Annotated in this window: 13 protein-coding genes; 2 read left to right on the plus strand and 11 right to left on the minus strand. The window is 65.7% G+C overall.

What is annotated here, in order from left to right; genetic code table 11:
• Nucleotides 1-22 precede the first annotated feature (22 nt).
• From CIT40_RS14700 to radA, 4 genes are all read right to left on the minus strand, one after another.
• Complete coding sequence (locus CIT40_RS14700) at nt 23-763, minus strand: SDR family NAD(P)-dependent oxidoreductase (protein WP_094896646.1); 741 nt, start codon at nt 761-763, stop codon at nt 23-25.
• A gap of 175 nt (nt 764-938) precedes the next feature.
• Nucleotides 939-2,462, minus strand: a complete 1,524-nt coding sequence (purF, locus tag CIT40_RS14705) for an amidophosphoribosyltransferase (RefSeq protein ID WP_094896647.1) — start codon at nt 2,460-2,462, stop codon at nt 939-941.
• Between the two features lie 28 nt (nt 2,463-2,490).
• A complete protein-coding gene (locus CIT40_RS14710) occupies nt 2,491-3,120 on the minus strand; it encodes a CvpA family protein (protein WP_094896648.1) in 630 nt (209 codons plus the stop codon).
• A 167-nt stretch (nt 3,121-3,287) separates the two neighbouring features.
• Nucleotides 3,288-4,733 carry a DNA repair protein RadA gene (radA, locus tag CIT40_RS14715; RefSeq protein ID WP_094896649.1) on the minus strand — a complete coding sequence of 482 codons (1,446 nt, stop codon included), beginning with the start codon at nt 4,731-4,733 and terminating at the stop codon, nt 3,288-3,290.
• 178 nt (nt 4,734-4,911) lie between these two features.
• Between radA and CIT40_RS14720 the strand changes: the two genes are divergently transcribed.
• Both CIT40_RS14720 and CIT40_RS14725 read left to right on the plus strand, forming a co-directional pair.
• On the plus strand, nt 4,912-6,060 hold the full coding sequence (locus CIT40_RS14720; protein WP_094896650.1) for an ABC transporter substrate-binding protein: 1,149 nt from the start codon (nt 4,912-4,914) through the stop codon (nt 6,058-6,060).
• A 17-nt stretch (nt 6,061-6,077) separates the two neighbouring features.
• Complete coding sequence (locus CIT40_RS14725; protein ID WP_414645420.1) at nt 6,078-8,126, plus strand: putative bifunctional diguanylate cyclase/phosphodiesterase; 2,049 nt, start codon at nt 6,078-6,080, stop codon at nt 8,124-8,126.
• Between the two features lie 10 nt (nt 8,127-8,136).
• Here CIT40_RS14725 and CIT40_RS14730 read toward each other — a convergent pair whose 3' ends face one another.
• From CIT40_RS14730 to CIT40_RS14760, 7 genes are all read right to left on the minus strand, one after another.
• Nucleotides 8,137-8,862 (minus strand): sulfite exporter TauE/SafE family protein, encoded by a 726-nt coding sequence (locus tag CIT40_RS14730; protein WP_094896652.1) that lies wholly within the window; start codon nt 8,860-8,862, stop codon nt 8,137-8,139.
• Nucleotides 8,863-8,905: 43 nt separating this feature from the next.
• Entirely contained in the window at nt 8,906-9,823 is a 918-nt protein-coding gene (locus CIT40_RS14735; RefSeq protein WP_094896653.1) for a ribokinase, read from the minus strand.
• A gap of 12 nt (nt 9,824-9,835) precedes the next feature.
• A complete protein-coding gene (rpiB, locus tag CIT40_RS14740; protein WP_094896654.1) occupies nt 9,836-10,282 on the minus strand; it encodes a ribose 5-phosphate isomerase B in 447 nt (148 codons plus the stop codon).
• A 67-nt stretch (nt 10,283-10,349) separates the two neighbouring features.
• Entirely contained in the window at nt 10,350-11,144 is a 795-nt protein-coding gene (locus tag CIT40_RS14745) for a transporter substrate-binding domain-containing protein (RefSeq protein WP_094896655.1), read from the minus strand.
• Between the two features lie 20 nt (nt 11,145-11,164).
• Entirely contained in the window at nt 11,165-11,923 is a 759-nt protein-coding gene (locus tag CIT40_RS14750; protein WP_094896656.1) for an amino acid ABC transporter ATP-binding protein, read from the minus strand.
• 1 nt (nt 11,924) lies between these two features.
• Nucleotides 11,925-12,593, minus strand: a complete 669-nt coding sequence (locus CIT40_RS14755; RefSeq protein WP_094896776.1) for an amino acid ABC transporter permease — start codon at nt 12,591-12,593, stop codon at nt 11,925-11,927.
• Between the two features lie 7 nt (nt 12,594-12,600).
• Nucleotides 12,601-13,284, minus strand: coding sequence for an amino acid ABC transporter permease (locus tag CIT40_RS14760; RefSeq protein ID WP_094896657.1), 684 nt, complete (start codon nt 13,282-13,284; stop codon nt 12,601-12,603).
• Between the last annotated feature and the right edge of the window lie 8 nt (nt 13,285-13,292).

A 13,292-nucleotide genomic window follows, 5' to 3' on the forward strand; every position in this document is an offset into this window, starting at 1 on the left:
GTCGAGTCAATCAGGCAAGGGACTACGCGGGCGAGCGGAAGCTCATCAGGCTTCGGGTCTTGTAGTCGTAGAACTTGCCGGTCTCGGTCCAGTCGGGCGCGCACATCGGCACGATGAATTCGGAGACCTGCTCTGCGGTGTCGAGCGTCGCCGGGTCTTCGCCCGGCATCAGCGTGGCGCGCATGCGGGTGCGGACCGGGCCGGGGTTGAACAGGTTGACGCGCAGCTTGGTGTTCGCCGTCTCCTGCGCCCAGGCGCGGGCCAGCGTCTCCAGCGCGGCCTTCGACGCCGCGTAGGGGCTGACATAGGCTGTCGCCTTGTTGGCAGCACCCGACGTGACGAACACGGCGCGGCCGGCGTCGGACTGCTTCAGCAGCGGCTCCATGCAGCGGATCAGCTGGAAGTTGGCGGAGACGTTGACGGCCATCACGTCGGTAAAGGTCTTCAGCTCGATATGGCCGATTGGCGAGGAGGGGCCGAGCACGCCGGCATTGCCGACGAGGATGTCGAGCTTGCCGTAGCGCTCGTGCAGCCCGGCGCCGAGCCGCGCGATGCCGTCGGAATCGGTGAGGTTGAGCGGCACCAGCGTGGCGCTACCGCCCAGTTTCCGGATCTCGTCGTCAAGCTCCTCCAGCCCGCCCTGCGTGCGCGCTGTCGCAACGATATGCGCGCCGGCCTTGGCCAGTGCAATTGCAGTGGCATAGCCGATGCCGCGCGAGGCGCCGGTGACGAGAGCGATGCGGTCGGCGAGGGGTTTGGTCATCGTCGAATACTTCCGTCATGCCCGGGCGTAGCCGTCTGAAGGACGGCGTCGCTTCCGCTCGCCTACGTCCCGGCCATCCACGTTCTTTGCGGCGGGTATTACAGACGTGGATGGCCGGGACAAGCCCGGCCATGACGAAAAAGGGCCTCTGTTGAGCCCCCGGGACGATCCTTCGTCAGCTCGCCTCCGCCAGCAGCGACAGCTGCCGGGGCTGCTGCTCGGTCTGGGTCTGGTCGGTGAGGTGGGTCGGATACGCCCCCGTGAAGCAGTGGTCCGAGAACTTCGGATTGGCGGGGTCGCGGCCGGGCTCGCCCATGGCGCGGTACATGCCGTCGATCGACAGGAAGGCGAGCGAGTCGGCGCCGATGATCTCGCGCATCTCTTCCAGCGAATGCGTCGCCGCCAGAAGACCGCCGCGGTCGGGCAGGTCGATGCCGTAATAATCGGGATAGAGGATCGGGGGCGAAGCGAGCCGGAAGTGCACTTCCTTGGCGCCGGCATCGCGCATCATGCGCACGATCTTCTTCGAGGTGGTGCCGCGCACCAGCGAGTCGTCGATCAGGATGATGCGCTTGCCTTCGATCGCGGCGCGGTTGGCCGAATGCTTCATGCGCACGCCGGATTCGCGGATCGCCTGGGTCGGCTGGATGAAGGTGCGGCCGACATAGTGGTTGCGGATGATGCCGAGCTCGAACGGCACGCCGGAATGCTGGCTGTAGCCGATCGCGGCGGGCACGCCGGAATCCGGCACCGGAACGACGACGTCGATCGGCACATGGCTCTCGCGCGCGAGCTGCGCACCGAAGGCCTTGCGCACCTCGTAGACCGAGCGGCCGTGGACGATGGAATCCGGCCGGGAGAAGTAGATGTATTCGAAGATGCAGGGACGCGGCGCCATCGGCGGGAACGGCTTGTGGATGTCCTGGCCCTTCTCGTCGAACACGATGACTTCGCCGGGGTCGATGTCGCGGACGAAGCGCGCGCCGATGATGTCGAGCGCGCAGGTCTCCGACGTCAGGATCGGGCAGCCGTCGAGCTCGCCGAGCACAAGGGGACGGATGCCGCGCGGATCGCGCGCGCCGACCAGCTTCTTGTTGGTCAGCGAGACCAGCGCATAGGCGCCCTCGATCTCGCGCAGCGCGTCGATATAGCGCTCGATGAAGCGGCTGCGCCTGGAGCGCGCGACCAGATGCAGGATCACCTCGGTGTCGGTGGTCGACTGCATCATCGCGCCGCTCTTCACGAGCTCGCGGCGCAGCGTCAGGCCGTTGGTGAGGTTGCCGTTGTGGGCGACCGCGAGACCGCCGGCATTGAGCTCGGCAAACAGCGGCTGCACGTTGCGCAGGATGGTGGCGCCGGTGGTGGAGTAGCGGACATGGCCCACGGCCATATTGCCGGGGAGGCGGTCGATCACCTCGCGGCGGGAGAAGGTGTCGCCGACGAGGCCGAGCCGGCGTTCACTGTGGAAGCGGCTGCCGTCGTAGGAGACGATGCCGGCGGCCTCCTGGCCGCGGTGCTGAAGGGCGTGCAGGCCGAGCGCGGTGATGGCGGCGGCGTCCGGGTGGCCGTAGATGCCGAAGACGCCGCATTCCTCGCGCAGCGTATCTCCTTCCAGATCGTCCTGAACCTCTAGCGCGGCCGGACCCGGGCCGGCGTTTGGATCGAGATCAGATTGGGCGTCCTGGTCAGGGTGTCGCATCTCGTCCGCGCCTCTCTTTGGGGCTAAATCAACGCGCCGCAGGTTTCTCGATCAGCTTTTTCAGGCCGTCACGAGCAGGTTTACTGTATCCGTCGCCACTGCCCGAAGGCTGCTGCTCGGATTCAGCTTGATCATCATCTGGTTTGTTTTTCTTGAATCTCTTCAAGATGGTGTTCTCGGGGTCGTCAGGCAAGAGCGCCATCAGCCAATCCCCGGTTCCCTGCAGCACCACGCGGGATTTGGCCCCCGTGACCCAGTCCGGGCGCTGCTTGTCCGGAACCAGCCAGGTGAAGAACAGGAAGGCGACCACGACGATCAAAAGCCCGCGAGCCAGCCCAAACAGGAAGCCGAGGGTGCGGTCCAGGGCGCCGATCCTGGAATCCAGGATCATGTCGGAGATCCGGACCGTGATCACGGAGACCACGACCAGGGTGCCCACGAACACACCGGCGACGACGACCACGCTCGCGACGGTGTCGTTGTTGAAATAGCTCTTGGCGGTCGGGAGCAGCTTCGAAAAGGAGTACAGCGTCACGATCGCCGCCGCGCCCCAGGCTGCGATCGACAGGATTTCGCGCATGAAGCCGCGGACCATGGCAAGCAGGCCCGAGATCAGCATCACACCGAGCAGGATCAGGTCGAGGAGTGTTACTGGCATCGGCTGGTCTGGTCCGCTCGTACGTCGAAGGTGCTCTCACGAATCGGTGTTTGGCCGCTGCCTTAAAAGAGGGGCAGACGGCGTTCCCGGCAAGGCCGCAACCACGCAATCCCATGCTGCTTTTGTGACGGCTGTATAGCGGCGGGGGCCTCCGGCGTCACCTCCACCTAACCCTCTCCGCGGCGGAATCTTGCCGGTGTGGCATTTTTCTCCGCCGGCGCGTTCGATTCGCCCCGGCGGGAGCCGCGGGCGGCGATCTCGGCCACCAATGTCGTCAGGCTGTTGACCGCATTCATCGTCAATCCGGCGTCGCCGCTGCTCTCGCCCCGGGCCGATTCGGGCAGCACGGCGCGCTGGAAGCCGAGTTTCGCGGCTTCCTTCAGCCGGGCCGGGGTCTGCGCCACCGGGCGCACCACGCCCGACAGCGAGATCTCGCCGAAATAGACCGCATCCGTCGGCAACTGCGCATTAACCAGGGATGACACCAATGCCGCGGCGGCGGCGAGGTCGGCCGCCGGCTCATGGATGCGCAGGCCGCCGGCGACGTTCAGATAGACGTCATGGCCGGACAGCTTGACCCCGCAATGAGCTTCCAGCACCGCCAGCACCATCGACAGCCGGCTCGGGTCCCAGCCGACCACGGCGCGGCGCGGTGTCCCGAGCGAGGTCGGCGCCACCAGCGCCTGCAATTCGACCAGAACGGGCCTTGTGCCCTCGATGCCCGCGAACACGGCGGTGCCTGGCGTGCCGAGGTCGCGCTCGGACAGGAACAGCTCGGAGGGGTTGGTGACTTCGCGCAAGCCCAGGCCCGTCATCTCGAACACGCCGATCTCGTCGGTCGGGCCGAAACGGTTTTTCACGGCGCGCAGGATGCGGAATTGCTGCGAGCCTTCGCCCTCGAACGACAGCACCGCGTCGACCATATGCTCGACCACGCGGGGGCCTGCGATCTGGCCGTCCTTGGTGACGTGACCGACCAGGATGATGGCAGCGCCCGTCTTCTTGGCGAAACGGATCAGCGCCTGCGCCGAGGCCCGTACCTGGGTCACGGTGCCGGGGGCGGATTCCACCGTGTCGGTCCACATGGTCTGGATCGAATCGATCACGATCAGCCGCGGCACCGCGCCTTCCGACAGCGTCGAGACGATGTCCTCGACGGAAGTTTCGGCGGCGAGCTGCACCGGTGCATCCGAGAGCCCAAGCCGTTCGGCGCGCAGCCGCACCTGCGCGACCGCCTCTTCGCCGGAGATGTAGACGATGCGGTGGCCGGCGCGCGCCATCATGCTGGTGGCCTGCGTCAGCAGCGTCGATTTGCCGATGCCGGGATCGCCGCCGACCAGCAGCACCGAGCCGCGGACGAAGCCGCCGCCGGTGACGCGGTCGAGCTCGGTCATGCCCGAGGACAGGCGAGGCGCATCCTGGGTTTTCCCCGACAGGCTCTCCAGCGCGAACGTCCGTCCCTTGCGCTTGGAGCGGATCGAGACGGGGACGCTGCCGGCGACATCCTCCTCGGCGAGCGTATTCCACTCGCCGCAGGATTCGCACTTGCCCTGCCAGCGGTTATAGGCCGCGCCGCAGTTCTGGCAGACGAAGGAAAGCGTGTTCTTGGCCATGGGGAACGGGTGAGTCGCGGTTTTCAGCTTGCTGATAGCACGGAATGACGGGGCGATATCCCGGTCGGGCGCGCCGGATATACCTTTCGTTAGCCTTATGCTGCCGTTAGGGAACCGATTTTGCGAAGTGTTAGCGGACGCGGGTCCAATCTCGGAACCATCGGGGGCGGCAAAGAAAATGACGGGCTTCTTGCGAATATTGCTGGTTGTGGGCACGGCCTGCGGCCTCGTCGCGTCCGCCGGCCACAGCCTTGCCAAGCCGCTCGACATCGTCTTCGTCAATCCCGGCAAGACCGGCGAGGTCTACTGGGACATGGTCGCGCAGACCATGCAGGCCGCCGGCCGCAAGCTCGACGCGCATGTCGAGGTGCTGACCAGCGAGCGCAATTATCGCACCATGCAGGAGCTCGGCTTCGGCGTGCTGGCGCGCCGCGACAAACCCGATTTCCTCATCCTGTCGAACGAGGAGTCCGCGGCCGTCCCGATCATGGAAGCGGCCGAGGCCGCCGGCGTCAGGACGTTGCTGCTCTCGAACACGCTGATCGGCGAGGATGCGGTGCGTCTTGGACCGCCCAGGCAGAAGCTCAAGACCTGGCTCGGCGACATCACGACCGATCTTCAGACCGCGGGCGCACGGATGGCCGATGCCCTGATCCGGACCGCGCGTGACGAGAAATGGCAGAGCCCGGACGGCAAGATTCATTTGCTCGGCATCGGCGGTGACGAGATCACGCCTGCTTCCATCGCGCGCAACGCCGGTCTCAAGCTCGCGGTGGACGCCGCGCCTGATGTGGTGGTGGACCGGCTGCTGTTCGCCAACTGGACGCAGTCGGAGGCCGAGAACGTCACCGCGAATTATCTCAGCTGGGCCTCGCGCAAGCAGATCCGCCCCGCCGGCATCTGGGCCGGCAACGATCCCATGGCGCTCGGTGCGATGCGCGCGGTGATTGCCGCCGGCCTCGTGCCCGGCCGCGACATCCAGCTCGTTGGCCTCAACTGGTCGGAGGAAGCTCTGCGCGAGATCAGGGCAGGCCGCCTGCTGCTGACCGACGGCGGGCATTTCCTGCTCGGCGGCTGGTCGATCGTCCTGTTGCGCGACTATGCCGACGGCTGCGATTTCGCGGCTGTGTCGCCTCGGGTCGAGGTCAAGACGTCCGCGATCACCCGCCAAAATCTCGGATCGGTCGGCGACCTCATCAAGACGCGAGCGTTCGACCGGATCGATTTTGCCCGCTTCAGGGCGAAGGCTGGTCGCTGCGGCCATTATGACTTTTCCCTCGACGCGCTCATTTCGTCCCTGCCGGTTCCCGAAGGCGTTGCCGACTGATGGGCAAGGATGAGGCGATGACCGACCCTGCAAGCAACGAGCCGGCCGCGCCGCGCTTGCGCCCGGTCGTTCGCGCCATGATCTGGGCGACGGTACCCGTGCTGCTGCTGGTGCAATTGCTCGCCTCAACCGGCATCGAGGCTTCGAGCTTCTGGTCCCAGATCAGTCAGCTCGACGCCCACATGGCCCGCGTCGCCGAGAGCCGGGCCGAGCTGATCGCCGAGCCGCTCTGGAAGATGCGCTACGACCAGGTGACGGGCGTGCTCAACGAGATCATGAACGACGAGACCATCGCGGGAGCGACCGTCTATGACGATACGGGCGCAGCGATCGCCCGCGTGGTGGCGCGCTCCGAAGACCATTCGATCGCAGAAATCTCGCGCCCGGTCCATTACAGCAACGGCAACATAGCGGTTCAGGCCGGCCGTATCGTGATCGCCTATTCCCATGCGGGGCTCTACGCGGACGCGGGCAGCCGGATGGTGCGCCTGCTGGTCGTCGGCCTGCTCGCGACGTTCGCGACCCTGATCGCGATGCGGATCTCTGCCAACGTCTTCATCGGCAGGCCGCTGGCGGCCATGATGTCGGCGATCCAGCGCAGCAAGCAGGACGGCCGGGCCTATCCGGCGGACGTCACATCCTCCAACGAGTTCGGCCAGCTCGCGCGCGCCTTCAACGCCATGCAGCACACGACGTCGGGCGCGCTCGACCGGCTCGGGCACATGGCCGGTCACGATCCGCTCACGGGACTGCCCAACCGGCGCTCCCTGACCGAGCGGCTGGCCGTGGCGAGCCGCGATGGAGGCAGGCCGGACGCGTTGGTCGCGTTCTGCTTCATCGATCTCGACGACTTCAAGGGCATCAACGATACCTTCGGCCACGAGGCCGGCGACCAGTTCCTGGTCCATATCGCCGAGCGCCTTCGCGGCGCGGTCGAAGCGGAGGACTGGGTGGCCCGGCTCGGCGGCGACGAATTCGTCGTCATCCGTCCCGAGGTCGATCACGAAAAGGCGGCGCACGCATTCGCCCAGCAGGTGCTGGACGCCATTTCCGAACCGATCCGGCTCCACGACAAGCAGGTCGTGCCGCGCGCCAGCATCGGCCTTGCCGTTCGCCGCGCCGACGATCCGGAGCTGTCGCATCTGCCGACGCTAGCCGACATCGCGCTCTATCACGCCAAGAGCAAGGCGCCCGGCACGGTCGCCGTGCTCGACGAAGCGCTCCAGCGCGACTACCGCCGCCGCAGGGAGCTCGAGCTCGCCATTCCCACCGGCTTTGCCGAGGGACAGTTCGAGGTCTGGTACCAGAGCCAGGTCGACCTCGAAAGCCACGACGTCGTCGGCCTGGAGGCGCTGATCCGCTGGCGCCATCCCGAACATGGCGTGATCGGTCCCGGCGAATTCCTGCCGCTGATCGAACGCAGCGGCAACAATGCGCGGCTGACCCGCTACGTGCTTACCGATGCCTGCTGGGCCTTGCAACGCCTGGCCGCCGCCGCCAGGCCGCAGATCCGGATCGCGATCAATCTGCCGCCATCCGAGCTTGCCGACCACTCGCTCGCCGCCGAGCTGCGCGCGACCTGCGCGCGCTTCGACGTTGCGGCCAGTTCGCTCGAGCTCGAGATCACCGAGGGATCGCTGATCAACAACATTGCCAGCGCCACCGAGACGCTGCATCGCCTGCGCCGCCTGGGTGCCACCATCGCGCTCGACGATTTCGGCACCGGCTACAGCTCGCTTGCTCATCTCAGGCGCTTCCCGCTCGACAAGGTCAAGATCGACAAGGCCTTCATCAGCGAGATTCCCAATAGCGCCGAAGACAAGGCGATCGTCGGCGTGATCGCATCGCTCGCCGGCACGCTGGGGCTCACTCTGGTCGCCGAAGGCATCGAGCGGCCGGAGCAGGCGGCGGCCATGCGCGAGATGGGCGTGAGGTTCGGGCAGGGCTATCTCTACCAGCGGCCGCAGCCGCTCGACGCCGTGCTGGAATGGCTCGAGAAGCGGCCGATGGCCGAGAGCCGCATCGTCGCCGACAGCCCCTCGATCGCGCCCGAATTCGCCGGCTGAGCGCAGGCGATTACGGCTGCGTCGCGTTCCAGAGCATCGAGAGCCCGGCTGCGATCATGATGGCATCCATCACCAGGCGGAACATGTCCGGCTTCAGGTGCAGCACGAAGCGTTTTGCGATGAAGGCGCCCGACATCAGCGAGGAGCCCGCGATCAGGCCCTTCATGAAGACATCGCCGGTCAGCGCGCCGAAGCGCTCGAAGGTCACCGATTTCGCGAAGTAGAGGCCGAGCGAGCTCGCGGCCTCGGTCGCAAGGAAAGCGCCTCTGGACAGGCCATAGAACAGGAATAGCGGCACGCTGAGCGGGCCGGTCGAGACCACGATGCCGGTGAGATAGCCGATCACGGCGCCGCCGATCGCCAGATGCCAGAGATTGGCCTTGAGGTCGTGCCGCGCCAGCCAATGTCGCACCGGCACCATCGCGATCAGGAAGATGCCGATGGCGAGATCGACGGCATGCGAGGGCAGCGCCAGCAGCGTCCTTGCGCCGAGCACGGCGGCCGGAATGCCCGTGACCGAATAGGCCGCGCAGGCCCGCCAGTCGACCTCGCGCCACCAGGCCAGAATCCGCGAAAAATTCGCCATCACGGACGCGACCGCCATGATCGGCACGGCCTCCTTCGGTCCATAGGCATAGACCAGCACCGGCATCAGCATGATCGACGAGCCGGTGCCGACGATGCCCGAGATGGTGCCGGCGACGAGGCCGACAATGAGGACGAAGAGAAAGGCCAAGGGTAGCGCTCCGGGAATCGGAGCACTGTAGCCGCGGACAGCGCTAAGCGAGAGATGGAATCTGTGCCCGCATCGGCATGCCGGCCTGCGCACCCGGTGTGAGGCACTTCCGGGCCGCAGCTTCGCATCCGACCTTGAGGGCGGTTTGCAGCGGAACCCTCTCGTGGATCATCGCCGCAAACGCGCCGGCGAAGGTGTCGCCGGCCCCGGTCGTGTCCACCGGCGTGACGCGCGGGGCGGGGGCGCGTAGGCGGGTCCCGTCGGACGTCACCGCCAGCGCGCCTTGCGCACCGGCGGTGACGATGCAGGTGAGGTTGCCGGTCTTGGCGAGTTCGGCGGCTGCGGTTTCGTAGTCGGACGCGTTGACGCCGATGGCGGCAGCGCCGTCGAGCGCCTCGTGCTCGTTGACGATGAGATAGTCGGTGGCGGCGAGAAGCTCCGTCACCATCTCCCGCGTCATCTTCTCCGGAACCGGCGCGAGATTCCAGATGACGGTGCCGGAGGCGGAACGGGTCCGGCGTGCGGCTGCCAGCGCCTGCGCAAAGGGCACTTCCATCTGAAGCACCAGCACGGTGTCGGCGCCGAAAAGCACAGCGGGCAGGTCGCCCGCATTCGCCGTCATGTTGGCGCCGCTGGCCACTGTGATCGCGTTCTCCCCGGCTTCATCGACGGTGATGAAGGCGCAGCCGGTCGGTTCGTCCGCGCGGACGACGAGTGCGGTGTCGACGTCGTTCGACCGGAGGTTCGCGATCGCGCCGTCGCCAAATGCGTCGCGGCCGACGCGGCCTGCCATTTGGACTTGTCTCGGTCCTGCGATCCGCGCTGCGGCAACAGCCTGGTTGGCGCCCTTGCCGCCGAAATGCGTCTGGTAGGACGGCGCGAGCACCGTCCGGCCGGAGCCGGGAATGATCGGGACCTTTGCGACGAGATCGATGTTGAGCGATCCGAACACCAGGATCATGGCGGAGAGGCCTCAGCCTTGCTCGTCCATGACGCGCAGTTTCTCGACCCGACGGCGGAAATCCTCGTCGGTCGAGAATTCCGCGGAGAGGTAGGACGAGACGAGATCCACGGCGAGCCAGGCGCCGACGATCTGCGCACCGATGCACATGACGTTGACGTCGTCGTGCTCGACGCTCTGATGTGCGGAATGAATGTCGTGGCAGACCGCGGCGCGGATGCCCTTCATCTTGTTGGCTGCGATCGATGCGCCGACGCCGGTGCCGCAGACCATGATGCCCCGCGTGGCTTCGCCCGACGTCACCTTCTGCGCCACGGCCCGCGCGATGTCGGGGAAATCCACCGGCTTGTCGTCATACGAGCCGACATCGACGACGTCGTGGCCGAGCTTGCGGATGTGATCGATGACGGTCTGCTTGAGCGGCCAGCCGGCGTGGTCGGATCCGATGACGAGACGCATATGATGTCCTTCTTGATTTTACATTGACCGTGACAGCCGGAAAGCGGCTGTCACGGCTTCTCTTCGTTCAGCTGCGCATGTCGGGCGGCAGCTCGACCCCGTGGAATTTCTTGTAGATCGCGTTGAGCTTGCCGTTCTTGACGTTGTCGTTGATCCAGCCGTTGAGCTTGTCCATCAGGCGCGGCTCGCCCTTCTTCAGGCCGATGGCGAGGTCGAAGGTTGCGAGCGGAATTCTGGACTCGAACACGCGCGAGGGGTTCTTCACGCCGATCTGGTTGATGATCGTCGCGGAGGAGGCGACGCAATCCACCTGGCCGGAGACGGCCGCCGTCACCATGGTGGCGTCGTCGTCGTAGCGCGCGATCTTGAGGTCCTTGTCCTTCATGTTGGACAAGGTCGTGTCCTGCGTGGTGCCGCGCGAGACGCCGATCGACTTGTCCTTCAGGTCCGGCCAGTCCTTGACGGTCGACGATTTCAGGCAACCGACGTCCGACTGCAGCGTGGCGTAACGCTTGGTGAAATCGATCACCTTGGCGCGATCGGGCGTCACCGACAGGGTCGAGATGATGATGTCGGCCTTGCCGGTCAGGACGTTCGGGATGCGGGTCGCGCCGGTGGTCTGGATCAATTCGAGCTCGAGCCCCCAATCCTTGGCGAGCAGCTGCGCGACTTCAACGTCGGAGCCGGTCGGCTTCATGCTGGAATCCATCATGCCTGAAGGCGGGATGGCGACGTCGGTCGAAATCCGGATCTTCTTGGCCTGCATGATGTCGTCGAGCAAATCGGCCGATGCCGGCGTCGCGGCCATCATGACGAAGCCGACAAGCGCGGCGGCAGTGCCCAGCAGTGTTCTGTTGATCATCTTTGGTTTTCCTCTCCCGGTTATGATTTTAGGTTTCCCGTGCCCACGAATTGCGTGAGTTCGGGCGTGGTCGGCGACATCAGGATCGAGGCGGGTCCGGTTTCGTGGACCTTGCCGCGATGCATGAAGACGATCCGGTCGGCGATGCCTTTCGCAAAGCCCATCTCGTGTGTGACCATCACCATGGTCATGCCGTCCGCCGCCAGTTGCTCGATCACCTTCAGCACTTCGGCGGTCAGTTCGGGGTCGAGCGCCGAGGTGACTTCGTCGAACAGCATGACCTTCGGCTGCATGGCGAGCGAGCGGGCGATTGCGGCGCGCTGCTGCTGGCCGCCCGACAATTGTTCGGGATAGGCGTGGACCTTCTCTTCGAGCCCGACTTGCGCCAGAACTTTTCGCGCGAGGTCCTTTGCCTGCGAACTTGCAAGGCCCTTCACGGCGCGAGGCGCCAGCGTGATGTTCTGTTCGATCGTCAGGTGTGGAAACAGATTATAGCTCTGGAACACGATGCCGACGTCCTGGCGCAGCGCGCGCAGGTCGACGTCGGGACGGTCGACCCGATGCCCGCACACGACGATCTCGCCGCCGTCGACCTTCTCGAAACGGTCGATGCAGCGCAGCGCCGTGCTCTTGCCGGAGCCTGAACGGCCGATCAGTGCCAGCACCTCGCCGCGCTCGACCGCGAAGCTGACGCCGTCGAGGACCCGGAGCGGGCCAAAGCTCTTTTGCACGTCGCGAAGCGACACGACCGGTTCCGGGGAGGGGGCGTTTTGTTGCATGTCAGGCCGGTGCAAGGTTGGATCTGCCACGTCCCATCCGCCGTTCCAGCCTCTGGCTGAACAGCGACAGCGGATAGCACATGGCGAAATAGGTGACGGCGATGATGGCGTAGATTGCAAACGGTTCGAACAGCGAATTGTTGACGATCTGGCCGGAGCGCATCAATTCGACGAAGCCGACGACGGAGGCGAGCGAGGTGTTCTTGACGATCTGCACCATGAAGCCGACGGTGGGCGGCGTCGCGATGCGAACGGCCTGCGGCAGGATGACCTTGGTCATGCGCTGGGTCCGGCTCAGCGCCAGCCCTTCGGCGGCCTCCCATTGTGGTTTCGGTACGGACTGGATGCAGCCGCGCCAGATCTCGCCGAGATAGGCGGCGACATAGAGCGTCAGCGAGGCGCCGGCGGCCACGAGCGGCGAGACCTTGAGGCCGATCGCGGCGAGGCCGAAATAACCGAGGAACAGGATCACGAGCAGGGGCGTGCCCTGGACGAGCTGGACGTAGACGGCGCTGGCGAACCGCACCGATTTCAACGGCGAGATCCGTGCGAGCGCGATCACGAAACCGACGATGCCGCCGCCGATCAGCGCGATCACCGACAAGCCGATGGTCCACAGCGCGCCCTGGCCGAGGAATATCAGATGATTGACGTTGAGATGTCCGGACATGATCATCTCACAACGGCGTGCCGAGCCGGCGACGGCGCGGAAACAGCACGAGGCCAAGGCCCCAGAAGCCCGCGCGCATCACCAGCGACAGGATGACGTAGAGCACGGCGACGATGATGTAGGTCTCGAAGGCGCGATAGGTGTCCGACTGGATGTAGTTTGCGACGGCGGTGAGTTCCTCGGCCGAGATCTGCGAGCAGACGGAAGAGGCCAGCATCAGCAGCACGAACTGGCTGGTCAGCGCCGGATAGACCTTCTCGATCGCCGGCAGCAGGATGATGTGCCAGTAGATCTGCAGGCGCGAGAGCGCCAGGCCCTCGGCCGCCTCGATCTGTCCGCGCGGGATCGCCTCGAAGCCGGCGCGCATGATCTCGGCGGTGTAGGCGCCGACATTGATCGTCAGCGCGGCCACGGCCACGGTGAAGGCGGAGAGTTTCAGGCCGAGGCTGGCAAGGCCGAAATAGACCAGGAAGATCTGCACCAGCAGCGGTGTATTGCGGATCGCCTCGACATAGACTTTGCAAGCGCCTGCGATCAGCGCGCTCCGTGAGCCGCGACCGACGGCTGCGAGTGTGCCGATCAGGGCGCCAAGCACGGTCGCGAAAAACGCCAACTCGAGCGTCAGCGCCGCGCCGGCCAAAAAGCTAGGCCAACGCTCCAGCACTGCGGGAAAGTCGAGTTGAAGGCTCATCGTATCAG

Origin of the sequence: Bradyrhizobium amphicarpaeae (assembly GCF_002266435.3) — a bacterium.
In the GTDB taxonomy this organism is placed as follows: Bacteria; Pseudomonadota; Alphaproteobacteria; order Rhizobiales; family Xanthobacteraceae; genus Bradyrhizobium; species Bradyrhizobium amphicarpaeae.

What these genes read in the sequence shown, in the direction of transcription:
- CIT40_RS14700 (WP_094896646.1), bottom strand. Translation starts at nt 763, where the DNA reads ATGACCAAACCCCTCGCCGACCGCATCGCTCTCGTCACCGGCGCCTCG.
- purF (WP_094896647.1), bottom strand. Translation starts at nt 2,462, where the DNA reads ATGCGACACCCTGACCAGGACGCCCAATCTGATCTCGATCCAAACGCC.
- CIT40_RS14710 (WP_094896648.1), bottom strand. Translation starts at nt 3,120, where the DNA reads ATGCCAGTAACACTCCTCGACCTGATCCTGCTCGGTGTGATGCTGATC.
- radA (WP_094896649.1), bottom strand. Translation starts at nt 4,733, where the DNA reads ATGGCCAAGAACACGCTTTCCTTCGTCTGCCAGAACTGCGGCGCGGCC.
- CIT40_RS14720 (WP_094896650.1), top strand. Translation starts at nt 4,912, where the DNA reads ATGACGGGCTTCTTGCGAATATTGCTGGTTGTGGGCACGGCCTGCGGC.
- CIT40_RS14725 (WP_414645420.1), top strand. Translation starts at nt 6,078, where the DNA reads ATGACCGACCCTGCAAGCAACGAGCCGGCCGCGCCGCGCTTGCGCCCG.
- CIT40_RS14735 (WP_094896653.1), bottom strand. Translation starts at nt 9,823, where the DNA reads ATGATCCTGGTGTTCGGATCGCTCAACATCGATCTCGTCGCAAAGGTC.
- rpiB (WP_094896654.1), bottom strand. Translation starts at nt 10,282, where the DNA reads ATGCGTCTCGTCATCGGATCCGACCACGCCGGCTGGCCGCTCAAGCAG.
- CIT40_RS14745 (WP_094896655.1), bottom strand. Translation starts at nt 11,144, where the DNA reads ATGATCAACAGAACACTGCTGGGCACTGCCGCCGCGCTTGTCGGCTTC.
- CIT40_RS14750 (WP_094896656.1), bottom strand. Translation starts at nt 11,923, where the DNA reads ATGCAACAAAACGCCCCCTCCCCGGAACCGGTCGTGTCGCTTCGCGAC.
- CIT40_RS14755 (WP_094896776.1), bottom strand. Translation starts at nt 12,593, where the DNA reads ATGTCCGGACATCTCAACGTCAATCATCTGATATTCCTCGGCCAGGGC.
- CIT40_RS14760 (WP_094896657.1), bottom strand. Translation starts at nt 13,284, where the DNA reads ATGAGCCTTCAACTCGACTTTCCCGCAGTGCTGGAGCGTTGGCCTAGC.